Below are 21,869 nucleotides of genomic sequence, written 5' to 3'. Positions count from 1 at the left end.
AGGGGGTAACGCAGCGAGCCACGGCAGATCAATCTGTTGCAAAGCGCCGTTGTGCAAGAGGCCGGCAACTGATCCACTGGCGTATGACCAAAGCCACGACCCCAACCAGGCCACAAGCCAAGCCCGCCATCGACCCCGCCGATACCCATCGTTTCGTGCGCGTGCGCGGCGCGCGTGAACACAATCTGCGCGACGTTGACGTCGATATTCCCCGGGATGCGCTGGTCGTGTTCTCGGGCGTGTCGGGATCCGGCAAGTCGTCGCTGGCCTTTGGCACGCTGTACGCCGAAGCGCAGCGCCGCTACTTCGAATCGGTCGCGCCGTATGCGCGCCGCCTGATCGACCAGGTGGGCGTGCCCGACGTGGACGCCATCGATGGCCTGCCGCCCGCCGTGGCATTGCAGCAGCAACGCGGCACACCCAGCGTGCGGTCGTCGGTGGGCAGTGTGACGACGTTGTCGAGCCTGGTCCGCATGCTGTACTCGCGCGCCGGAAGCTACCCCGCGAAGCAGCCCATGCTGTATGCGGAAGATTTTTCTCCCAACACGGCGCAAGGTGCGTGTCCCAATTGCCACGGGCTGGGCCGGGTATATGAAGTGACCGAGGCTTCCATGGTGCCCGACGACAGCCTGACGATCCGCGAACGCGCGATCGCGGCGTGGCCGCCCGCGTGGCATGGCCAGAACCTGCGCGACATTCTGGTCACGCTGGGCTACGACGTGGACACGCCGTGGCGCGACCTGCCGCGCAAGGATCGCGACTGGATCCTGTTTACCGAAGAGCAGCCGACCGTGCCGGTGTATGCGGGTTTCAGCCCCGCCGAGACCAAGGCCGCGCTGCGCCGCAAGCTGGAGCCGAGCTATCAGGGCACGTTTACCGGCGTGCGCAAGTATGTGCTGCAGACCTTTGCGACCACGCAAAGCGCCCTGATGAAGAAGCGCGTGTCGCGCTACATGGTGGGCAGCCTGTGTCCGGTGTGTGATGGCAAGCGGCTCAAGCGCGAGGCCTTGTCGGTCACCTTTGCGGGTCTGGATATCGGGGAGTTGTCGGCATTGTCGATGGATCGCTTGGCCGACGTGCTGGCGCCGTTTGCACAAGGGCGTTTCGAGGATGACGGGGTGCCGCGCGAGAACGCAGGCAAGGGCGCCGCCAAGGCCAAGGCTCTGGACGCCGCCGTGCTTGACCGCGCCACCGCGAAGGCCGATACGGCGCGGCGGGTGGCGGCGGGCGGGTCGGCGCATCAGGCCGCGCCCGACGTGCGGCGCACGCCCAACCTGTCCGAAGAAAAGCGCCTGGCCGCGCAGCGCATCACGCAGGATCTGGTGTCACGCGTGGCGACCTTGCAGGCCCTGGGCCTGGGCTACCTGTCACTGGAGCGCAGCACGCCGACGCTGTCGCCCGGCGAGTTGCAACGGTTGCGTCTGGCCACGCAGATCCGGTCCAACCTGTTCGGGGTGGTGTACGTGCTGGATGAGCCATCAGCCGGCTTGCATCCGGCCGATGGCGAAGCCTTGATCCAGTCCTTGGCCCAGTTGAAGGCGGCGGGCAATTCCCTGTTCGTGGTGGAACATGATCTGGACATGATGCGCCGCGCGGATTGGCTGGTGGATGTCGGACCCGAAGCGGGCGAGCGCGGAGGACACGTGCTGTACAGCGGTCCGCCAGAAGGCCTGCGCGGGGTGGCCGAATCCACCACCGCCAGATACCTGTTCGCGGACGCCGCCTCCGTGCGGCGCACCCCGCGCGCGCCCACGGCATGGCTGGAACTGCGCGGCGTGACGCGCAACAACCTGAATGGGCTGGATGCGGCATTTCCCTTGGGCGTGCTGACGGCAGTGACCGGCGTGTCGGGCTCCGGCAAGTCGAGCCTGGTCAGCCAGGCGCTGGTGGAACTGGTGCAGGACCACTTTGGCGAGGATGCGGCCGAGCAGGAGGACGAGTCGGACGATGGCGAGCCGCAGGTGATTGCGCGCAGTGGGGGCCATATCCACGCCGGCATCGAGCACATCAAGCGGCTGGTGCGGGTGGATCAGAAGCCGATCGGCCGCACGCCACGGTCCAATCTGGCGACCTACACCGGCCTGTTCGATCACGTGCGCAAGCTGTTCGCGGCCACGCCCGCCGCGCGCAAGAAGAAGTTCGATGCCGGCCGGTTCTCGTTCAACGTGGCCAAGGGCCGCTGCGAAACGTGCGAAGGCGAAGGCTTTGTCAGCGTCGAACTGATGTTCATGCCCAGCGTGTATGCGCCGTGCCCGACCTGCCATGGCGCGCGCTACAACGCCGACACACTTGCCATTACCTGGCATGACAAGACGATTGCCGACGTGCTGGGCATGACGGTGGAGGAGGCCGTGGACGTCTTTGCGGACGAGTCCGCCGTGGCACGTCCCTTGACCTTGCTGCGGAATATCGGCCTGGGTTATTTGCGGTTGGGGCAGCCCGCCACCGAATTGTCGGGCGGCGAGGCGCAGCGCATCAAGCTGGCGACCGAGCTGCAGCGCGCCCAGCGCGGCGATGCCCTGTATGTGCTGGATGAGCCGACCACGGGACTGCATCCGTCGGACGTGGACAAGCTGATGGCGCAGCTCAATGGCCTGGTGGATGCGGGCAACACCGTGATCGTGGTCGAACACGAAATGCGCGTGGTGGCCGATGCGGATTGGGTGATCGACGTCGGCCCCGCCGCGGGTGAGGGCGGCGGGCGCATCGTGGCTGCCGGTACGCCGCAGGAGGTGTGCGGGGTCGAGGAGAGCAAGACCGCGCCGTATCTGAAGCGGCAGTTCGAGGCTTGAAGGCAAGCGGCGTTGCCAGTACCGCCGGGTGCCAGCGGCCAGCAGCCAGCAGCCGGCACCGGCCCCGGCCCCGGGTCCGACCATGCCTTGAGCTGGCGGCGGCCCGGCTAGGGCCTCAGCACGTCCACGGCGACGGCGCATTCGTATCGATGCCATAGGCAACGATGGCCTGCGCACACAGGTCCGCTGACACCACTCCCTTGACCCGCAAGGCATCCAGCGCGGCCAGCGCCACGTGGTGCCGATCCACTTCAAAGAACCGGCGCAGGGCCGCTCGGCTGTCGCTGCGGCCAAAGCCGTCGGTGCCAAGAATCGTCATCGGCGCATCGATGTCATTCGCAACCATCTGCGGCACGGCGCGCACGTAGTCGGTAGCGGCGATCACCGGCGCGTCGCCTTCCAGGCAGGCCGCGACATGGCTGCGGCCCGCTGGCTGATTCGGATGCAGGCGGGCATGGCGCGCGCCTTCGGCCGCATCGCGCGACAGTTCACTGTAGCTCGTTACGCTCCACACTTCGCTGTCGATGCCCCAGTCATTGGCCAGCAGGTCGGCGGCGGCAAGCACCTCGGCCAGGATCGCGCCGGACCCGAGCAGACGCACCGCTGCGCCGCCAGGTCCAGTGTCAGTCTTGCGGATGGTTCCAGCACCGCTCCGGACCCCAGCCCCACTACCGGTTCCCGCCCGGCTTCCGGCGCCAGCCTCGCTTCCGATTCCCGCCCCGCTCTCGGCCCCCGCTTCGCCCCTGCCGCGCACGCAATACATCCCCTTGATCACGCCCACCTCGACCCCGTCGGGTAACGAGGGCTGCGGCAGGCTCTCGTTCATCAAGGTCAGGTAGTAGAAGACATCCACTTGTTCTTCCAGCATCTGCCGCATGCCGTGGTCCAGGATCACGGCCAGTTCGCCCGCGGTCGCCGGATCATAGGCCCGGCAGTTCGGCACTGTTGCCGCCACGAGGTGACTGCTGCCATCCTGGTGCTGCAGTCCTTCGCCGCCCAGGGTCGTGCGGCCCGCGGTGGCGCCAAGCAGGAAGCCCCGCGCGCGCTGATCGGCCGCCGCCCAGATCAAGTCGCCGATGCGCTGGAAGCCGAACATGGAGTAGTAGATGTAGAAGGGCAGCATGGCCAGGCCATGCACGCTGTAACTGGTCGCCGCCGCGACCCACGAGCTGATGGCGCCGGCTTCGCTGATGCCTTCTTCCAGGATCTGGCCGTCGCGCGCTTCGCGATAGCTCAGTACCGACCCGATGTCTTCGGGCTCGTATTGTTGACCTGAGCGGGAGTAGATGCCGATCTGCTTGAACAGGTTCGCCATGCCGAAGGTGCGGGCTTCGTCCGCCACGATCGGCACGATGCGTGGTCCAAGCCGCGTGTCTTTCAGCAGTTGCGTCAGCATCCGCACGAAGGCCATGGTGGTCGACATGTCCTTGCCGTCGGCCTGCAACGCAAACGTGGCGAAGCTGCCGATCGCCGGCACCGGTACCGCCGGGGCGCCCACGGCGCGGACCGGCAGGCTGCCGCCCAGCGCCGCGCGGCGGGCATGCAGATACTGCATTTCCGGACTGTCGGCGGCCGGTTTGTAGAAGGTCAGCGACTCGGTCGCCTCGTCGGACAGGGGCAGGTCGAAGCGGTCGCGAAAGGCGAGCAGGGCGTCGCGGTCCAGCTTCTTCTGCTGATGCGTGGTCATGCGGCCCTGGCCCGCATCGCCCATGCCGTAGCCCTTCTTGGTCTGCGCCAGGATGACCGTGGGCGCGCCCCGATGGCGGCGCGCCGCATCGTAGGCCGCATGGATCTTGGCGAGGTCATGTCCCCCGCGTTTCAGGCGGTCGATCTGCGCGTCGGTCAGGCCGGCCGCCAGCGCCTGCAGGGCGGGCGACTGGCCAAAGAAGTGTTCGCGGTTGAAGGCGCCGTCTTTTGCTGCAAAGGTCTGCAACTGCCCGTCGACGGTCGTGGAGAAAGCTCGCGCCAAGGCGCCGGTCACATCTTGTGCAAACAGCGGATCCCAGTCGGCGCCCCATACGAGCTTGATGACGTTCCAGCCCGCGCCGCCGAACAGGGTCTCCAGTTCATCGATGATGCGGCCGTTGCCACGCACGGGCCCATCCAGTCGTTGAAGATTGCAATTGACCACCCAGGTCAGGTTATCGAGCCCTTCGCGTGCGGCCAGAGTGAGGGCGGACATGCTTTCCGGTTCGTCCATCTCGCCATCGCCGAACACGCCCCAGACCGTGCGGTCCGCCGTATCGAGCAGGCTGCGATGGTCCAGGTAGCGCATGAAACGCGCGTGGTAGATGGAGCTGATGGGACCGATGCCCATCGACCCAGTCGGGAACTGCCAGAAGTCCGGCATCAACCAGGGATGCGGATAGCTGGACAAGCCGCGCGTGCCTTGATGGCGTGCGGTGATTTCCTGCCGGTACATGGCCAGGTCACGCTCTTCCAGCCGGCCTTCCAGGAAGGCCCGCGCGTACACGCCAGGGGCCGAATGCGGCTGGAAGAACACCAGGTCGGCCTGGGCCGCCGCGCCTGCCTTGAAGAAGTGGTTGAAGCCGACCTCGAACAGGTCGGCCGCGCTGGCATAGCTGGCAATGTGACCACCCAGGTCGCCATAGGCCTGATTGGCGCGCACGACCATGGCCAGCGCATTCCAGCGCATGGTCGAGGCCAGTTTTTCTTCGATCGCCAGGTCGCCCGGAAAGGCCGGTTCGTGTTCGGGCGCAATGGTGTTGACGTACGGGGTGCCGCGCGGACCGGTCCAGGGTGCACCTGCCGCTCGGCAGTCCGCCGCCAGCCGATCCAGGATCTGCCGGGCACGCCCCGGACCCGCTGCCTGCAGCAGCGACGCCAGCGCGTCGCGCCATTCGGCGGTTTCCTGCGGATCCGGGTCGTTGGCGCCTTCCAGGGACAGGTGGGCAAGGAAGGCGGGTTGGCGCGCGTCGTCTTTCACTGCGGTCTCCGTGGGATGCGTCGGTCCAGCGGAAAAGTTTATGCCTGAGTGGTCCGCATAGGGCGCTGAATCAGTGGCGCGAACGCGCGATCGTCAGCACAATGTGCCGTGATTTACCCTTGGAGCAGCACGATGACGCTGGATGACACCGATCGCCGCATTCTGGATGCCTTGCAGGCGGACGCCAGCCTGTCGAACGTGGAACTGGCCCGGCGGGTGCATCTGTCGCCATCACCCTGTCTGGCCCGCGTGCGCGCGTTGGAAGCGGCGGGGCTGATCCGTCAGTATGTGGCGCTGCTGGACCCGAAACAGCTGGGCCTGCATTTGAACGTGTTCATTTCGATCAGCCTGAAGCAGCAGAGCCGGCAGGCGCTGCAGGCATTTGAAGATGCCGTCTGCGCCCGCGAAGAAGTGATGGAGTGCTATCTGATGACCGGCGACGCGGACTACCTGATCCGCGTTGCCGTGCCCGACATGCCGGCGCTGGAAAGCTTCATTCTTGAACACCTGTCGCCGATTGCCGAGATCGAGAAGATCCGCTCCAGCTTTGCGCTGAAGCAGGTGCGCTACAAGACGGCGCTGCCGCTGCACGGTTAGACAGGGCGCTTCCAAGACGCCGCGGCACGGGGGCGTCGATGCCCGCACGCCTGCACGCACGGAACTTCCGGCGCGCCGCGCCGACGCCGGCCCGCCATTCAATACCCCAGCGCGATCCCGTCCTTGCGGTGATCCGACGCGGCCACATAGCCGCCGCCATCCAGCCGCATGGCCATCTGCGCGCAGCCGAATTCGGTATCGAAGCGCGGCGCCACGGTAATGTCGTGACCGCGCTCGCGCAGCCCGGCCACGGTCGTTTCGGGCATGTTCCATTCGACCGCCACGCCGCGGTTGTCGTCCTTGACGCGCCAGCGCGGCGCATCGCTTGCGGCCTGCGGGTTCTGGCCGAAGTCGGCAATGCGGCAGGCCACCTGGACGTGGCCCTGCGCCTGCATGGATCCGCCCATCAGGCCGAAGCTCATCAACGGCTTGCCGTCGCGCATCAGGAAGCCCGGAATGATGGTGTGGAACGGCCGCTTGTTCGGTGCGACCTGATTCGGGTGACCGGCCTGGGTGCTGAAGCCCCAGCCCCGGTTGTGCAGCGCGATGCCGGTGTTCGGCACCACCACGCCCGATCCGAAGCCCTTGAAGTTGGACTGGATGAACGAAACCATCATGCCCTTGCTGTCGGCTGCGGTCATGTAGACCGTGCCGCCCTGATGCGGCGTGCCGGGGCCCGGATAACGCGCTTCGTTCCAATCGATGGCCTGCGCGCGGCGCGCCAGGTAGTCGCGGTCCAGCAGGTGTTCCTTGGTCACGGTCAGCATGTGATCGGGATCGGCCACATAGGCGTACATGTCGGCAAATGCGAGCTTCATCGCCTCGATCTGCAGGTGCAGCATCTGCGCCGAATCGACCGGCACGCCGGACAGGTCCAGGCTGTCGAGCATGCCCAGCGCCATCAGCGCGCCAATGCCCTGGCCGCTGGGGCCGATCTCGACCAATTCAAGGTCGCGGTACGCCATGCGCACCGGCGTGACCCAGTCCAGCTTGTGCGCGGCCAGGTCCTGCTCGTCGATCAGGCCGCCCGTGTTGCGGGCATGGTCGGCAATCGCCTTGGCCAGGTCGCCGTGATAGAAGGCTTCGCCCCCCGTCCGCGCAATCTTTTCCAGCGTATCGGCCTGGCCTGGACAGATGAACCGTTCACCAGGCAAGGGCGCGCGGCCCTGCGGCGCGAAAGCCTCCTTGTAGCCGGGCTGCGCCGACATGTCGGCCACCTGCGCCTGCCACTGGCGATGCACGGTGGGCGACACGATGAAGCCGTCGCGGGCATAACGCAGCGCAGGTTCGAACAGCGTTTCGAAAGGCAGGGTGCCGAACCTGTCGGACACGGCTTTCCACGCCGACACGGTGCCGGGGACGGTGACGCTGCCCCAGCCGCGCGGCGCCATGCTGTCCAGACCGGCGAAACGGTCGCTGGTCCAATGGCGCGAGGCACGGCCGCTGGCATTCAGGCCATGCAGTTCCTTGCCGTCCCAGATGATGGCGAAGGCGTCGCCGCCAATGCCGTTCATGCAGGGTTCGACCACGGTCAGCGCGATGGCGGTCGCCAGCGCCGCATCGACCGCGTTGCCTCCCCGATGGAACATCTGCAGGCCGGCGGCCGACGCGAGCGGCTGCGACGTGCTGACGACGTTGTCGGCCAGCACGGGCATGCGTTGGGAGGGATAGGGATAGGACAGCAGATCGGGGGAAGAAGACATGGTGTCGGGCCATCGAGAAAACGCGCCAACAGGCCTGGCAAGACCGGCGCAACGCGTCATGATAGGTCAACTCCCCCGGGGAATCGACCCGTCTTACTCCACGGTTACCTTCGCGGCGGACACCACGTCGGCCCACGTCTTGTGTTCCTGGCGGATCATCTGGCCAAAGGCGTCGGCCGGGGTGTAGATGAGTTCGGCGCCCTGCGCGGCCAGGGATTTCTTCAGATCGGGCGAGGCCAGCACTTTCTTGAGCGCGTTTTCGATGGTGTCGAGCGCTTCCTTGGGCGTGCCTTTGGGCGCGGTAAAGCCGAACAGGTTGTTGGCTTCGACGCCCTTGACGCCCGCTTCGGCCATGGTCGGCACATCGGGCAACAGCGTGACGCGCGTGGTGGAGGCCACGGCCAGGAACTTGAGCTTGCCGGCCTGCACCAGCGGCATCGAACCCGGAATGCTGTCGAACATCATTGACGATGATCCGTTGGCGAGTTCGGGCAGGGCCTGCACGCTGCCTTTGTAGGGGATGTGCGTCATGGACACGCCGGTCTTGAGCGCGAAGAGTTCGGATTCCAGATGCGACAGCGTGCCCGTGCCCTGCGACGCAAAGTTGTACTTGCCCGGCGCGGCCTTGAGCAACGCGATCAACCCGGCCACGTCCTTGACCGGCAAGGACGTCGGCACCACGACCGCGTGCGGCACGTTGCCGACCCCGGCGATCGGCACGAAATCGTCCACCAGGCTGACGGGCTGATTCTTGTAGATGCTGGCCGCGATGGCCTGGTTGGTGACCGCGGCCAGGTGCAGCGTGTAGCCATCGCGCGCCGCGCGGGCCGCCGCGCCCAGCCCGATGGCGCCGCCTGCGCCCGGACGGTTTTCGATCACCACGGTCTGCTTCAGTTCGACGCCCAGTTGCTGGCCGATGGCCCGCGCGAGCACGTCGGTTGCGCCCGCGGGTGGGAAGGAGATGATGACGGTGATGGGCCGGTCAGGGTAGGCCGCGATGGCAATGCTGCTGATTGTTGCGGCGATCAGTGCGCCGGCCACGGTGGTCAGGCGCAGACGGTTTACAAGGCGGTGGGCAGGTGTCGAAACAGCAGGTACGGCGAGGGTCATTGCATTCCTTGTTCGGGAGCCGACGGGCCGGAAAGCGCGCGTCGGCTTGAGACAAGGAACGAAGCAATATCCGTGCTAGTGCTGGCCGACGCTTTCCTTCTGCGTCACAAGGCCACGCCAGCGGGCGCGCCCGACCATCATCGAATCGCGTGCGCCGCCGTGGTGCCCGCACGTTGGCGTCGTGCCAAAACAGTGCAGAGCAGACCTTTTGGCCGCTCCGGGGCCGTTGCTACTTTGGTCTGTTGACGAAACCCAGCCCATGCAGATCCGCCGTGGTCTCCCTTGCCGCTTGTACGATCGGGCTTTTCGCCATCAATGCCCGCTCTGCCGCTTCCACCTGCACGGCCAGGATCTGCGCGGTGGCGGCGGACAGGGTCCAGCCCAGGTGCCCGTGCCCGGTGTTGTAGAACACGCCGGGCAGGCGGCCGGGGCTGACGCGCGGCATCATGTCCGGCATCATCGGACGCAGGCCCGCCCAAGGGGAGATGTGGTGGGTCGGAACACCCGGGAATTCGCGGCGGGTCCAGGCCACCAGCGGCGCGATGCGGTCGGCGCGGATGTCATGATTTTCACCATTGAATTCGGCGGTGCCGGCCACGCGCAGGCGATTCGCGCCCAGGCGGCTGGTCACGATCTTGGCGGATTCGTCCAGCAGGCTGACCCACGGGGCGGCGGCGCGGCCGTCGTCGGTGTCCAGGTCCAGGGTGATCGAGTAGCCCTTGACCGGATAGATGTTGACCGTGTCGCCCAGCATGGCCGCAAAACGCCGGCTGGCGACGCCGGCGCAGATGACGACGGCGTCGGCCTGGATCAGGTCATCGTGGCCGGCATCGCCCTGCGCGGCCGGGGTGGACGCGTCCGCGCTCAGCGTGTCGGCCCGCTGCACGGCTGCGGCTTGCTGGGTCATGCCGTCCTGGGTGGGACTGCGCGCGACGCGTAAACGGTAGCCGCCGTCGCCAGGCCGGGCTATGGCCTGCACGTCGGTGTCCATGACAAAGCGCACGCCACGGCGCGCGCACGCATCGGCCAGGCCGCGCGTGAAGCGGTGGATGTCGCCGGTCGCGTCCGACGGCGTGAAGTAGCCGCCATAGCAGTCGCGGCCCAAGGCCGGTTCGATGACGCGCGCCTCGGCCGAGGTGACGGCATGACGTTCCAGGCCGCCTTCGACCAGCAGCTGGTTCACCAGACCGGCAGCGTCGAAGCTGGCCTTGTCGTGATAGATGTGCAAGATGCCGCGCTGTTCCAGGTCGAAGTCGATGCCCTCGTCGGCGGCCATCTGGTACAGATGCTTGCGCGATTCGATGGCCAGGCGGGTGGTGGCGATGGTGTTGCTGCGGTAGTCGCGGATGTGGCTGAGGAACTGCGCGACCCACAGGTATTTGTGCACGCTGGGCAGCGGATTGAAGAGCAGGGGGCGTTGCGTTGGGTCATCCACTTCAGGCCCTTGATGAGGGTGCTGCGGTGGTTCCAGACTTCGGCATTGCTGGCGGACAGCTGGCCGCCGTTGGCGAACGACGTTTCCATCGCGGCATAGCGGTGCCTGTCGATGACGGTCACGTCGTGACCGAGCTTGCTGAGCGCGTAGGCGGATGTGACGCCGGTAATGCCGGCGCCGATGATGGCGATACGGGACATGAGGGCACTCGCAGGACGTAGAGGTGGATGGCCGTGTTGCCACGGATCACCCCATCTGTCCTGTTACCTGAGAGCTTCACCGGCCTGACATGCAACAGGCCGGTTCCCCTTCGGTGGATGCCGCAAAGGCATCTCTCTCCAGATCGTCTGTCCCGCGCAGTCCTGGTTGCCTGAGAGATTCCGGGGTGGTTGCTCCTTCGGCGCCGGCACGAGGCCGGACTCTTCTGCGCGGTCGTTGAGTCGACGATTCAAGATAGTCGATCGGACAGGACCTGCGCAAGCCTCGGCTGGCAGGTCCTACAGTCGGTTACCTGCCTGACCTTCGACTCAACCTGGCGTGGCGTTCGCCTGTCCGCCATCCAGGTCGATGACCGATCCGCTCAGGTACGCGGCGCGCGGCGAGCAGCAGAACACGACCATGCTGGCCACTTCTTCCGGTTCCATCAGGCGGCCGAAGGGCAGGCCCTTGGTCAGTTCTTCCCACCGGTCGCTGTCGCCCAGCCGGGTGGCGGCCAGGTCCTTGCTGACCGACACGATACGCTGCGTGCGGGTCTGGCTGGGGTTGATGCCGAACACCCGCACGTTGTCGCGCGGGGATGCGCCGCCGACGGCCTTGGTAAAGGCCATCAATGCCGCGTTGGCGGTGCTGCCCGCCACGTATTCGTTGCGCGGTTCGGCGCCGGCCATGCCGATGATGTTGGCGATGACCCCGCTGCGACGGGCCTGCATGCCGGGCAGGCAGGCCCGCACCAGGTTGATGTAGCCGTACAGCTTGAGTTCCCAGGCGGCGCGCCAGCGGGCATCGTCCACCTTGTCGAGCGAGCCGCCGGGAATCGCGCCGGCATTGTTGACCAGGATATCGACCTCGCCCGCCGCGTCGGCCAGGCGCTGCGCGGCGCCTTCCTGGCCCAGGTCGGCCGGAATGCATGCCGGCGTGATCCCGGTGGCGGCCGCGATCGCCGCGGCGGCCTGGTCCAGCTTGGCCGGGTCGCGCGCGGCCAGGATGGGCGTGGCGCCTTCCTGGGCAAAGGCCAGCGCGCACGCATAGCCGATGCCCTGCGATGCGCCGGTCACCAGCACGCGTTTGCCGTTCAGTTGCAGATCCATATCAGTCCTTGTCGGCTGGCGATTGTTCGGCATACCAGTCAGCGATTTCGCTGCCGGTGAAAAAGCCTACGCCCGGGGTCCGTTGCAGCAGGTCCAGCATCTGTTCCAGGTAACCGAAACGATGCGGCACGCCGATCAGGTGCGGATGCAGCCCCAGGGCCAGCACGCGGGGGCGGTGGGCCGATTCCCGTTCGAACAGGGCCAGCGTGTTCTGCAAGCGCAGCAGCATTTCGGGCGATGAATGCTTTTCAATCGCGTAGATGATCGAGTCGTTGATTTCGAGGTTGTAGGGCAGGCCCAGCAGCGGCCCCTTCGTCGTCGTCAGCCAGTCGGGCAGGTCGTCGATGACCCAGTCGCAAACGTAGTCCACGCCGGCGGCCTTGAGCAGCTCGGGCGTGTCGACGGTTTCGCGCAGGCCGGGGCTGAGCCAGCCGCGCGGACGCGTTCCGGTAAAGCCCTCGATCTTGCTCAGCGTGGCATCGATCAGTTCGGCCTCGGAACCCGCATGGTTGATCGATTTCTGGTGCAGGCCATGGCCGATGAATTCCCAGCCGGCTTCGTGCATGGCGGCCGCGGCGCGCGGGTAGGCGTCGATCACGCTGGCGTTGAAGCTGGTCGATGCGGGCAGGCCACGGTCGGCGATCGCGCGGATGATGCGCGGCAGGCCAGCCCGCATGCCGTAGTCGACCCAGCTGAAGTTGGGCACGTCGGGCACGGTTTCCTTGCCGTGCGGCGGCGTGATGATGGTGCGGGGCATGGCGTTCTCGAACTGCCAGTGCTCCACGTTCACCACCAGGTGGACCATGATGCGGCCCTTGGGGTGGGCCGTGAGCGGCCGGCGGTCGTCGGAGAAACGATAGGGAACGCGGGGGTTGGCCATCGAATGCTGCCTTGTCAAAATGTAAAGGTTCGGATGCCTGGAGCGCGGGGACGAGGTCGCTGGCAGGCAGGCGCCCGCCGGCGATCGCGACGCCGCTCTACTTGCCCGTAAATGCGGGCGGACGTTTTTCCATGAAGGCGCGGCGGCCTTCGATATAGTCGGCGCTGGCAAAGCACGCGTCGACCGCGGCGTCCACCGCCGCGGCGTCACGGTCGGCTGGATCGCGCAGCGCATGCGCAATCGCCATTTTGGCGGCGCGCAGGGTCAGCGGCGCGTTGCCGGCGATCGCCGTGGCGACCGCATGCACTTCGGCATCGAGCGCCTCGGCGTCGTGCGCGCGGTGGACCAGGCCGATCCGTTCGGCCTCGGCTCCGTCAAAGGTGGACGCGGTGTAGAACAGTTCGGCAGTGCGCGCGGCGCCTATGGCATCCACGGTATGGCGGATGCCATCGAAGCCATAGCCCAGCCCCAGCCGCGCGGCCGGCATGCGAAAGCGCGAGGTGCGCGCGCAGTAACGCAGGTCGCACGCCAGTGCCAGACCGATGCCGCCGCCCATGCATACGCCGTGGATGTGCGCGATGACGGGCAGCGGGAAATCGGTCAGCGCATTCTGCGCGCGCGCCACGGCGGCGTTGTAGGCGTCAACCGCATCGGCGCTGCCGCGCTGGGTTTCGAATTCGGAAATGTCGGCGCCCGACACAAAGGCTTTTTCGCCCGCGCCGCGCAGCACCAGCACCCGCACGTCATCGCGGCCCAGCAGCGATTCGACAATGTCGCCCAGGCCGGTCCACATGCCGAAGCTCATGGCGTTGTACTTGGCGGGATTCGACAGCGTGATGCGGGCGATGCCGTCGGTCAGGGTCAGGTCGACCTGGCTCATGGGAATTCCTTTATGGTCAGACCGCGCCGCTGGCACGCATGGAACGGATTGCGTCGTCATCGAACCCGATTTCTTTCAGGATCTCGTCGGTGTGCTCGCCCCAATCCGGCGCCGATCGCGCAATGGCCGACGGCGTGCGTTCCAGATGCACGGGCTGCGTGATGTACTGCTTGGTCGGACCCTGCGGCGTGGTGGATTCGGCAACGACCCGGAGGTGCTGCACCTGGGGATCGTCGAAGAGTTGCGGCACCGAATAGACGGGGCCGGCCGGCACGCTCGCTTCGTTGAGCAGGTCCACCCAGTGCGCCACCGTCTTGGGCGCAAAGATCTCCTGGATCTCGCGGTTCAGGCGTTCACGGTGCTTGACGCGCAGCTTTTCGGTCTTGAATTCCGGGTCGTTCAGCCAGTCTTCCTTGCCGACGGCTTTGGCAAAGCGGACCCAGCTGCCTTCGCCGGATGCGCCCAGGTTGAAGTAGCCGTCGGACGCACTGAACAGGCCCATCGGGCTGCTGGTGGGATGGTCGTTGCCGACCTGCACCGGAATGTCGCCATCGTTCAGATAGCGTGCGACCTGGAAGTCCATCATCGCGATCTGCGCATGCAGCAGCGACACGTGCACCCACTGGCCGACACCGGACTTTTCGCGTTCCAGCAGCGCGGTCATGATACCCAGCGCGGCATACAGGCCGGAACTGGAATCCGCCACCGCCAGGCCCGCGCGCACGGGGCCCTGGTCCGGATGGCCGGTGACCGACATCAGGCCGCCCATGCCCTGGACGATCTGGTCGAAGCCGGGCCGGCCGGCGTATGGGCCGTCCTGGCCGAAGCCCGAAATGCTGGCCAGGATGATGCGCGGGTTGATCTTCTTGAGCGATTCATAGTCCAGGCCCAGCCGCGCCTTGACGTCCGGCCGCCAGTTCTCGACCAGCACATCGGCGTCCTTGACCAGGCGCTTGATGATCTCGAGCGCTTCCGGCTTTTTCAGGTTCAGCGTCAGCGATCGCTTGTTGCGGTTCAGGTTCTGGAAGTCGCCGCCCAGCCGGTCGGCGGCGAACATGGCTTCGTTCGGGTCCACACCCGGGGGCGGTTCGACCCGGATCACGTCAGCGCCGAAGTCGGCAAGCATGCGGACGCAGGTCGGGCCGGCACGCACGCGCGACAGGTCGAGCACGCGAAATCGGGACAAGGCTTTGGAGGCGGAAATCTTGGGCATGGTGATCTATCGAAGAGTCGCCGACGAAGAGCGGGCGGAGGGGGAGGGTATGGACAGGCTGGCAGCGCCGCGGTCATACCGATGGGCGAAGGCGAGAAGCACGGCTTCGGCGTGGGGGCGCGAGACGGCTTGCGCGGTAATGGGACGGCCGCGGCGATCGTGGCCTATCGGGAAAACCAAGGCGGGCAGCCCCAGGTAATTGACGAAGGGCATCCAGCGGTGCAGGGCCAGCAACTGGTGCACGTCGAAGCCGGGCGCGCCCGGGGTGACGGTGTCCCAGTCGGGCACGGGGCGGAACAGGGCAGGCACCAGCAACACGTCGGCCTTGGCAAACACCGTGTCGACGAAGGCTTGCAGGCGGGCACCCCGCTGCGCGATGGCGTCGTGATACCAGGCCTCGGGCATCGCGGCGCCCGGGACCAGCACGGCGCGCGCGGAAGCGCCCAGGTGCGCAGCCGGGTCCTGCAGCAAGGCGCGATGCGCGGCGGCGGCTTCGGCGTGCAGCACGACATGGGCGAGCCGGGACAGCGCGTCGAGCTGCGGCAGTTCGACCGCGTGGACGTCGTGATCGCCGCTGGCCCGGTCAATGAATGCCTGCAGTGCGCCAATGACTTCATCATCAGGCGGAGCCGGGGGCACATGCGTGGCGATGCGCAAACGGGCCGGCATCGACAGCCAGTCGGCCATGCCATGCGGCGTCGCGGCGGCATGGACGAGCTCAGGCGGCGCGGCCTGCGCCGCGCAGGCGTACACCACGGCGGCATCGGCCACGGTCCGGGCAATGACGCCGACCGTGTCGAGCGACGGGGCCAGCGGATGCACCCCTGGCGCGAGATCGCATCCCAGGTCGGCTTCAGGCCGATCAGGCCGCAAGTGGCGGCGGGGATGCGCACGGAACCTGCCGTATCGGTGCCCAGCGACGCGTAACACAGGCCCGCCGCGACGGCAGCCGCCGACCCGCCGGAGGATCCGCCCACCACGGCGTCGGCTGAAACCGCATTCACGGGCCGGGGTGACCAGGGCGACTCGCCGGTGGACCCGCAGGCGAGTTCTGCCATCGACAGCGCCGCCAGATTCGTGGCGCCGGCCTGGGCAAGGCGGGTCAGTGCGTCGGCATCCCGGTCTGCAACGGGGTCGGGCGCCTGATCGCGACCGCATCCGGCCTGCTGGCCCGCAATCGCGAAAATATCCTTGTGCGCCAGGGCGACGCCGGTCAGCGGACCGTCGGTCGGGGTGTCTGGCCCTGCGGCAGCGGAGGTAACGCTGCATGCACCGCTTTCGTGCCAACGCACCACCGACTGGCATGCCGCATCGGCCGCGCGGGCCCGCGCCCACTGCGCGGCAAGCGCCTCGGCGCTCGACAGGCGGCCCGTGCGCAGCTCGTCGCGCAGGCCCGCGATATCCGCTGGCAAGGTCCTTGCATCATCCGGGTGCAAGGGTGCCGGTGCACCACGATCGGCCGCGCGCAAGGGGGTGATGCCTGCGTCACGCCAGTTTCCTCAACAGCGCGGCAAACGCCGCCCGCCGGTCCGACACCGGATCCCCCGACCCGTCAACCGAGTTTGTCTGGATAGCCAAGCGGGGGCTGACGCGGTATCCCTGTAGGCCGCATCCGCTTCCATCGGCTGCAACCGACCCAGCGCCTTGGCCACGCCCGTGGCCTCCGGCAGCGTCAATACGACGCCGGCACGCGCCGCCACCGCCATGCATGCCATCGCATCCGGCCTGGCAGTCAGCTCGGGATGAGCATCCATCATCGTTATTTCCCCGGCTATAAAAATATTGACACTGCGTCGTCCGTATATTTATAGTTAATTCAAATATATTTATCAACACAAATCATCACGGCTCTCGCACTGCGACGGGTCGTGACCGCCTGACTCGGGGTGCGCACCGCGCGCGTCCAGGCCCTCATCCTTGGAGTTTGCATGGCAGCGCATCAACACAATCCGGGCGTCATCGTGGCGGGCGCAGGTCCGGTCGGACTGGCTGCCGCGGTGGCCCTGGCGGATCAGGGCATCCCGGTGACGGTGCTCGAATCCGAGCCCCAACTGCAGCACGACCTGCGCGCCGGCACCTTCCATCCGCCCACCATGGAAATGCTGGCGCCTTACGGCGTGACGGCCACCATGCTGGAACAGGGCATCAAGGTGCCGGTGTGGCAGGTGCGCGATCGCAAGGAAGGCGTGATCGCCGAATGGGACATGAGTGTCATGTCCGACATCACGCCCTATCCGTACCGCCTGCATCTGGAGCAGCACAAGCTGGCCCGCATCATCGTGGACAAGCTGGCGACCTATCCGCATGCCAAGGTGATGTTCGGCGCTGCCCTGAGCGGCATCGAGCAGGATGAGAACGGCGTGCGCGCCACCGTGACGCAGAACGGCGAAGACATCACCCTGACCGCCGACTGGCTGATCGGCTGTGACGGCGGCCGCAGCTTTACCCGCAAGGCGATCGGCACGGAATTCGAAGGCTTTACCTGGCCGGAACGTTTCGCCGTCATCAGCACCGATTACGACCTGGCGCAGCATGGCTACGCCATGAATGCCTACATTGCCGATCCCACCGAATGGGTGGCCGTGTTCTGCGTGCCGCACAACGGCCCGCCGGGGCTGTGGCGCGCCGTCTTCCCGATCGCCAATGCCGATCAGCCCGATGAAGAAGTGTTGTCCGATGCGGAAACGCAGGCGCGCCTGCGCGGCTTCATGCCCTGGCAGGACCGCTATCACGTGCCGTATTCCAGCATCTACCGGGTGCATCAGCGCGTGGCCAAGGACTGGCGTGTCAACCGCGTGCTGCTGGCTGGCGACGCGGCCCACGTCAACAACCCGCTGGGCGCCTTCGGCTTGAACGGCGGGCTGCACGACGCCATGAACCTGGCCGAAAAGCTGGGCAAGGTGTGGCGCAAGGATGCGGACGTATCCCTGCTGGACCGCTATGTGCGCCAGCGCCGCACCACCAACATCGAGTTCGTCCAGGCCAATTCGATCCGCAACAAACGCATGCTGGAAGAAAACGATCCGGCCGTGCGTGCGCAGCGTTTCGACGAACTGCGCGCCCAGGCGTCCGATCCCAAGTCGGCGCTGCCGTTCCTGATGCAGAGCTCGATGATGATGAGTCTGCGCCGCGCGGCCGAGATCGAATGACGCCGTGGCAATGATGCCGGGCTGCACGACCCCATAAGAAGAAGCGGTGCGAGGGCTGGAGGCGTTGACGAAACACGTGGGTTCACTCAACTTGGAAGCAGCATGACATTCAGGCATTTCTTCACTCTGTCCGCAACGCTCTGTCTGCTGGGGGCGGCTTCGGCCAGCCACGCGCAGGAATGGCCGCAACGTCCGATCCGCCTCATCGTTCCGTTCGCGGTCGGCGGCAATACCGATGGCATCGCGCGGGTGACCGCCGAACGCCTGACCAACGCGCTGGGCCAGACCGTCGTGGTCGAAAACAAGCCGGGCGCCAACGGGATGATCGCCGCGCAACAGGTGCAGCGCGCGCCGTCGGACGGCTACACGCTGCTGGTGGCGGCCATGCCCGTCATCGCCATCCTGCCCAAGATTTCGGCGGTGCCCTACGACCCGATCAAGGACTTCGTGCCGGTCACCAACCTCGGCAGCAATCCTTTCGTGCTGGGCGTGAACAAGAACGTGCCCGCCAAGAACGTCAAGGAATTCGTCGACATGGTCAAGGCGGCGCCGGGCAAGTACAACTTTGCCTCGGGCGGGTCGGGCAGCGTGTCGCACCTGTCGGGCGCGCTGTTCCAGAAGCGGGCCGGCCTGGACATGATGCATATCAATTACAAGGGGGACGCCCCCGCCATGGCAGGCCTGATCGGCGGCGAAGTCACCATGTACTTCGGCAATTTCTCGGCGCTGGCGCCGCAGGCCAAGTCCGGTGCGATCCACCTGATCGGCGTGTCGAGCGACAAGCGGTCGAAACAATTCCCCGACGTGCCGACCATTGCCGAGTCGTATCCCGGCTTTCGCACCGAAACGTGGAACGGCCTGATGGCGCCGGCCGGCACTCCGCGCGTGATCGTCGAGCGCATCGCCCGTGAAGTGCAGAAGATCGCCAAGGATCCTGTCTATATCGAACGCATGACCAATTTCGGCGTCGACATCGTTGCCGACACACCCGAACATTTTGCCCAGACCATCAAGACCGACATCGACGTCTGGTCGGATGCGGTCAAGGCGGCCAACCTGAAAGTGGAATGAACCATGGCTAAGTCCTCCCCGATACCCGATACCCTTGGCTACCGCGCCATTCTTGGCGCGATCGTCCCGTCCACCAACACGGTGGTGCAGCCTGAATACGAAGGCATGCGCGTGCCCGGCGTGACCAACCACGTCATGCGCATGGAGCTGCCGGTCCGCCCGTACGACGACATGAAGAAGTATCGGGAGGCGCTGGACACGGAAGAGGGCAATCTGGCCGAAGCGGTGCGCCTGCTCGTCAACTGCGAGCCGGACGTCATCGCGCACGGGCATTCGATCCATTCCTTCCGCGGCAACATCGACCGCGCGCAGGCCGACCAGGACCGCCTGGCGCAACTGGCGGGCGTGCCCTTCATGACGCCGTCGGTGTCGGTGGTGCGCGGCCTGGAAGCCATGGGCATCAAGCGCATTGCGGTGCTGACCCCGTACTGGCCCCCGGCCGATGAATTGATCCGTTCCTTCTTCGTCGACAGCGGCTACGACGTCGTGTCGCAGGTCGGCCTGAAGTGCCAGGGCCCCACCAATGTGGCGCGCACGTCGCTGGACACCATTCGCAAGGCCTTCGTGGAACTGGACCATTCCGATGCCGAAGCCTTCGTGCACGTGGGCACCAACCTGCCCGTCAGCGCGATCACCGAAGAGATCGAAAAGACAAGCGGCAAGCCGCTGATCGGCGTGAACGTCGCCACCTATTGGAACGCCCTGCGCAGCATCGGCATCCAGGATCGCAAGGAAGGCTACGGCCGTCTGTTCGCCGAATTCTGATCGCTGCCGCCACCGCACCATCTGCTGTACCGCCGGCCCGTCCTGACGACGCGCCGGCGTTTCCATTCCTTAGATAAGAACCAGGGGTAAGGCATGACCATCCAGCACCGTGTACTGAGCATTGCACTCCTCGCCGTCTACGCCGGTGGCGCCTTTGCGGTCGGTCCCCAGCCGGCTCCGTCGCCGCGCAAGGAAACCCTGACGATCGGCTACGTGAAGGTTGGCCACCTGTCGCCGATGATGGACGTGGCCGAGCCGCTCAAGGCCTGCAACGTCGAGGTCAAGCCGGTCGAGTTCGTCCGTTACGCCGATGCGCGCACTGCCTTGCTGTCGGGGTCGGTGGACGTGTCAGGCATCGGCCCGGCCGACCTGGCGATCGCGCTGTCGCAAGGCAGCGATCGTATCGTCGGCCTGTCGGGCGTGGCGTCGTCGCCCAAGTACCTGGTGGTCAAGAAAGGCGTGAAGCTGGAAGACTGGTCCGACCTGAAAGGCAAGCGCATCGGCATTGCACCGGGATCGGCCGTGTGGTTCCAGTGGGCCGCGACGCTGACCGAAAAGAACATTCCGTACACGACCTTCACGGCCGTCAACATCCAGGGCGGCGGCACGGCGTTCGTGCAGGCGCTGGAACGGGGCGATGTCGATGCGGTCGCCGTGTGGGAACCGTTCGAATCGCAACTGGTGGCCAAGAACACCGCCTTCTTCGCGCGCAAGATCGAATACAGCCAGTCCAAGGCCGTGGGCGCGGAACTGGGCCTGCTGGCCGCGACCCGCGAAGCCCTCAAGAACAAGCCCGAAGCCATGAAGTGTTTCATGTGGGCCTACAAGAGCGCCGAAGAAAAGATGGCGAAGGACCCCGAAGGGTTTGCGCAGGCCTATGCCAAGTACACCGGCCTGCCGATCGAAGTCACGCGCGAGTCGGTCAAGCTGATCAAGCTTGGCGGCGTGCTGGACCTGCCGCAATTGCAGCGCCAGGCCAAGACCTTCAACACGCTGGGCATCATTCCCAAGGACGTGAGCGGTACGGTCAACACGGTGTGGGACCCGTCGCTGGCCGACGCGGTCATGAAGCGCTGAGCAAGTCGTACGGCAACCGGGCGGCATGGCGACATGCGGCCGGTTGCCATTGCGCGGCCGATTTCCGGCCGCGCTTCTGGAGACGTTGAATGACCACTTCCGTATTGAAACCGGCCACCGTGCCGACCCGCGCCTGGGGTGGGTCGAGCCGCGCGCTGGGCCGCTTCGCATTGGGCGCCTGCGTGCCGGTGCTGATCCTGGTGCTCTGGCAATTGGTGGGCCAATCGAGCGCCATGTCGGGCGTCGTGCCCGTTCCGATGCAGGTCGGCCGCGCCTGGTATGACTGGATGTTCGGCGATCCGGGCATGGGTCTCAATCCGTACCTGGGCACGTGGTTCGGCAATGTGCAATACAGCACGATGCGTGTCGCGCAAGGTTTCATCCTGGCCATGGTGCTCGGCATTCCGATTGGCTTGGCCATTGGCTGGAGCCGCATCACGTCCCTCATGCTGGACCCGCTGGTGCAGGGCATGCGCCCGATTCCCATCACCGCCTGGCTGCCGTTCTCGATCGCCGTGTTCGGCATCCGTGACATGGGCTCGATCTTCCTGATTTTCCTGGGCGGCTTCTACGCCATCATCGTCAATACCACCCAGGGCGCGCGCGATGTCGACCGCAATCTGGTCCGTGCCGCCCGCATGATGGGCGCGTCGTCGGGACAGGTACTGCGCCGCGTGGTGCTGCCGGCAGCCATGCCTTCCATCTTCACGGGGCTGCGGATCGGCCTGGGCATTTCGTGGACGGCCGTGATCGTGTCCGAGATGGTTGCGGTCAAGTCGGGCCTCGGCTATGTGCTGTGGGACGCGTATTACGTGGGCCGCATGGATATCGTGCTGGCCGACATGGTGTCGATCGGCCTGATGGGTTTCATCAGTGACCGGCTGATCGTGCTCATCGAACGTCGCGTGCTGGTCTGGCGCATTCTGCAAAATCATTGAGTTCC

The 21,869-nt window shown here is 66.2% G+C and carries 14 protein-coding genes, 2 pseudogenes and 2 riboswitches; of the genes and pseudogenes, 7 read left to right on the top strand and 9 right to left on the bottom strand.

What is annotated here, in order from left to right; all coding sequences use genetic code 11:
* Positions 1-83 precede the first annotated feature (83 nt).
* Positions 84-2,792: an excinuclease ABC subunit A gene (locus ACNANG_RS07065; protein ID WP_420226593.1), complete on the top strand. Its 2,709-nt coding sequence runs from the start codon at positions 84-86 to the stop codon at positions 2,790-2,792.
* Positions 2,793-2,907: 115 nt separating this feature from the next.
* On the opposite strand, the gene aceE is transcribed toward ACNANG_RS07065, so the two are convergent.
* Entirely contained in the window at positions 2,908-5,739 is a 2,832-nt protein-coding gene (gene aceE, locus ACNANG_RS07060; RefSeq protein ID WP_420226592.1) for a pyruvate dehydrogenase (acetyl-transferring), homodimeric type, read from the bottom strand.
* A gap of 132 nt (positions 5,740-5,871) precedes the next feature.
* On the opposite strand from aceE, the gene ACNANG_RS07055 reads away from it, so the two are divergent.
* Complete coding sequence (locus ACNANG_RS07055) at positions 5,872-6,336, top strand: Lrp/AsnC family transcriptional regulator (protein ID WP_420226591.1); 465 nt, start codon at positions 5,872-5,874, stop codon at positions 6,334-6,336.
* 98 nt (positions 6,337-6,434) lie between these two features.
* Here the strand turns inward: ACNANG_RS07055 and ggt are convergent, their stop codons facing one another.
* From ggt to ACNANG_RS07015, 8 genes and pseudogenes are all read right to left on the bottom strand, one after another.
* Positions 6,435-8,039, bottom strand: coding sequence for a gamma-glutamyltransferase (gene ggt / locus ACNANG_RS07050; RefSeq protein ID WP_420226590.1), 1,605 nt, complete (start codon positions 8,037-8,039; stop codon positions 6,435-6,437).
* Positions 8,040-8,132: 93 nt separating this feature from the next.
* A complete protein-coding gene (locus tag ACNANG_RS07045; protein WP_420226589.1) occupies positions 8,133-9,149 on the bottom strand; it encodes a Bug family tripartite tricarboxylate transporter substrate binding protein in 1,017 nt (338 codons plus the stop codon).
* 229 nt (positions 9,150-9,378) lie between these two features.
* Positions 9,379-10,784 (bottom strand): annotated as a pseudogene (locus ACNANG_RS07040) (D-amino acid dehydrogenase).
* 53 nt (positions 10,785-10,837) lie between these two features.
* Positions 10,838-10,928: riboswitch (glycine riboswitch) on the bottom strand.
* 3 nt (positions 10,929-10,931) lie between these two features.
* Positions 10,932-11,021, bottom strand: a riboswitch (glycine riboswitch).
* A gap of 90 nt (positions 11,022-11,111) precedes the next feature.
* Positions 11,112-11,891 carry a short-chain dehydrogenase/reductase gene (locus ACNANG_RS07035; protein WP_420226588.1) on the bottom strand — a complete coding sequence of 260 codons (780 nt, stop codon included), beginning with the start codon at positions 11,889-11,891 and terminating at the stop codon, positions 11,112-11,114.
* Between the two features lies 1 nt (position 11,892).
* Positions 11,893-12,771 (bottom strand): polysaccharide deacetylase family protein, encoded by an 879-nt coding sequence (locus ACNANG_RS07030; RefSeq protein ID WP_420226587.1) that lies wholly within the window; start codon positions 12,769-12,771, stop codon positions 11,893-11,895.
* Positions 12,772-12,868: 97 nt separating this feature from the next.
* A complete protein-coding gene (locus ACNANG_RS07025) occupies positions 12,869-13,651 on the bottom strand; it encodes an enoyl-CoA hydratase (protein ID WP_420226586.1) in 783 nt (260 codons plus the stop codon).
* A 16-nt stretch (positions 13,652-13,667) separates the two neighbouring features.
* Positions 13,668-14,864, bottom strand: a complete 1,197-nt coding sequence (locus ACNANG_RS07020) for a CaiB/BaiF CoA transferase family protein (RefSeq protein ID WP_420226585.1) — start codon at positions 14,862-14,864, stop codon at positions 13,668-13,670.
* Between the two features lie 6 nt (positions 14,865-14,870).
* A pseudogene (locus ACNANG_RS07015) lies at positions 14,871-16,156 on the bottom strand (amidase).
* Positions 16,157-16,792: 636 nt separating this feature from the next.
* Between ACNANG_RS07015 and ACNANG_RS07010 the strand changes: the two are divergent.
* From ACNANG_RS07010 to ACNANG_RS06990, 5 genes are all read left to right on the top strand, one after another.
* The gene (locus tag ACNANG_RS07010; RefSeq protein WP_420226584.1) at positions 16,793-18,013 is read left to right on the top strand and encodes an FAD-dependent oxidoreductase; all 1,221 of its coding nucleotides are present in this window, start codon (positions 16,793-16,795) and stop codon (positions 18,011-18,013) included.
* A 102-nt stretch (positions 18,014-18,115) separates the two neighbouring features.
* Positions 18,116-19,084, top strand: coding sequence for a Bug family tripartite tricarboxylate transporter substrate binding protein (locus ACNANG_RS07005; protein WP_420226583.1), 969 nt, complete (start codon positions 18,116-18,118; stop codon positions 19,082-19,084).
* A 3-nt stretch (positions 19,085-19,087) separates the two neighbouring features.
* The gene (locus ACNANG_RS07000) at positions 19,088-19,849 is read left to right on the top strand and encodes a maleate cis-trans isomerase family protein (protein ID WP_420226582.1); all 762 of its coding nucleotides are present in this window, start codon (positions 19,088-19,090) and stop codon (positions 19,847-19,849) included.
* A gap of 93 nt (positions 19,850-19,942) precedes the next feature.
* Entirely contained in the window at positions 19,943-20,926 is a 984-nt protein-coding gene (locus tag ACNANG_RS06995; RefSeq protein ID WP_420226581.1) for an ABC transporter substrate-binding protein, read from the top strand.
* A gap of 89 nt (positions 20,927-21,015) precedes the next feature.
* Positions 21,016-21,864: an ABC transporter permease gene (locus tag ACNANG_RS06990; protein ID WP_420226580.1), complete on the top strand. Its 849-nt coding sequence runs from the start codon at positions 21,016-21,018 to the stop codon at positions 21,862-21,864.
* Positions 21,865-21,869: the final 5 nt, after the last annotated feature.

The sequence above is a fragment of the Pigmentiphaga litoralis genome, assembly GCF_048632615.1.
Taxonomy (GTDB): Bacteria; Pseudomonadota; Gammaproteobacteria; order Burkholderiales; family Burkholderiaceae_B; genus Pigmentiphaga; species Pigmentiphaga litoralis_B.
Note: the sequence above shows the minus strand (reverse complement) of the source record. Positions and strands in the feature narration are given on the sequence as shown.

Excerpts from the sequence above, each read along its gene's own strand:
- ACNANG_RS07025 (WP_420226586.1), bottom strand. The coding sequence starts at position 13,651 with ATGAGCCAGGTCGACCTGACCCTGACCGACGGCATCGCCCGCATCACG.
- ACNANG_RS06990 (WP_420226580.1), top strand. The coding sequence starts at position 21,016 with ATGACCACTTCCGTATTGAAACCGGCCACCGTGCCGACCCGCGCCTGG.
- ACNANG_RS07030 (WP_420226587.1), bottom strand. The coding sequence starts at position 12,771 with ATGGCCAACCCCCGCGTTCCCTATCGTTTCTCCGACGACCGCCGGCCG.
- ACNANG_RS07010 (WP_420226584.1), top strand. The coding sequence starts at position 16,793 with ATGGCAGCGCATCAACACAATCCGGGCGTCATCGTGGCGGGCGCAGGT.
- ACNANG_RS07065 (WP_420226593.1), top strand. The coding sequence starts at position 84 with ATGACCAAAGCCACGACCCCAACCAGGCCACAAGCCAAGCCCGCCATC.
- ACNANG_RS07000 (WP_420226582.1), top strand. The coding sequence starts at position 19,088 with ATGGCTAAGTCCTCCCCGATACCCGATACCCTTGGCTACCGCGCCATT.
- ACNANG_RS07055 (WP_420226591.1), top strand. The coding sequence starts at position 5,872 with ATGACGCTGGATGACACCGATCGCCGCATTCTGGATGCCTTGCAGGCG.
- ACNANG_RS07005 (WP_420226583.1), top strand. The coding sequence starts at position 18,116 with ATGACATTCAGGCATTTCTTCACTCTGTCCGCAACGCTCTGTCTGCTG.
- ACNANG_RS07045 (WP_420226589.1), bottom strand. The coding sequence starts at position 9,149 with ATGACCCTCGCCGTACCTGCTGTTTCGACACCTGCCCACCGCCTTGTA.
- ACNANG_RS07020 (WP_420226585.1), bottom strand. The coding sequence starts at position 14,864 with ATGCCCAAGATTTCCGCCTCCAAAGCCTTGTCCCGATTTCGCGTGCTC.
- ACNANG_RS07035 (WP_420226588.1), bottom strand. The coding sequence starts at position 11,891 with ATGGATCTGCAACTGAACGGCAAACGCGTGCTGGTGACCGGCGCATCG.
- ACNANG_RS06995 (WP_420226581.1), top strand. The coding sequence starts at position 19,943 with ATGACCATCCAGCACCGTGTACTGAGCATTGCACTCCTCGCCGTCTAC.
- ggt (WP_420226590.1), bottom strand. The coding sequence starts at position 8,039 with ATGTCTTCTTCCCCCGATCTGCTGTCCTATCCCTATCCCTCCCAACGC.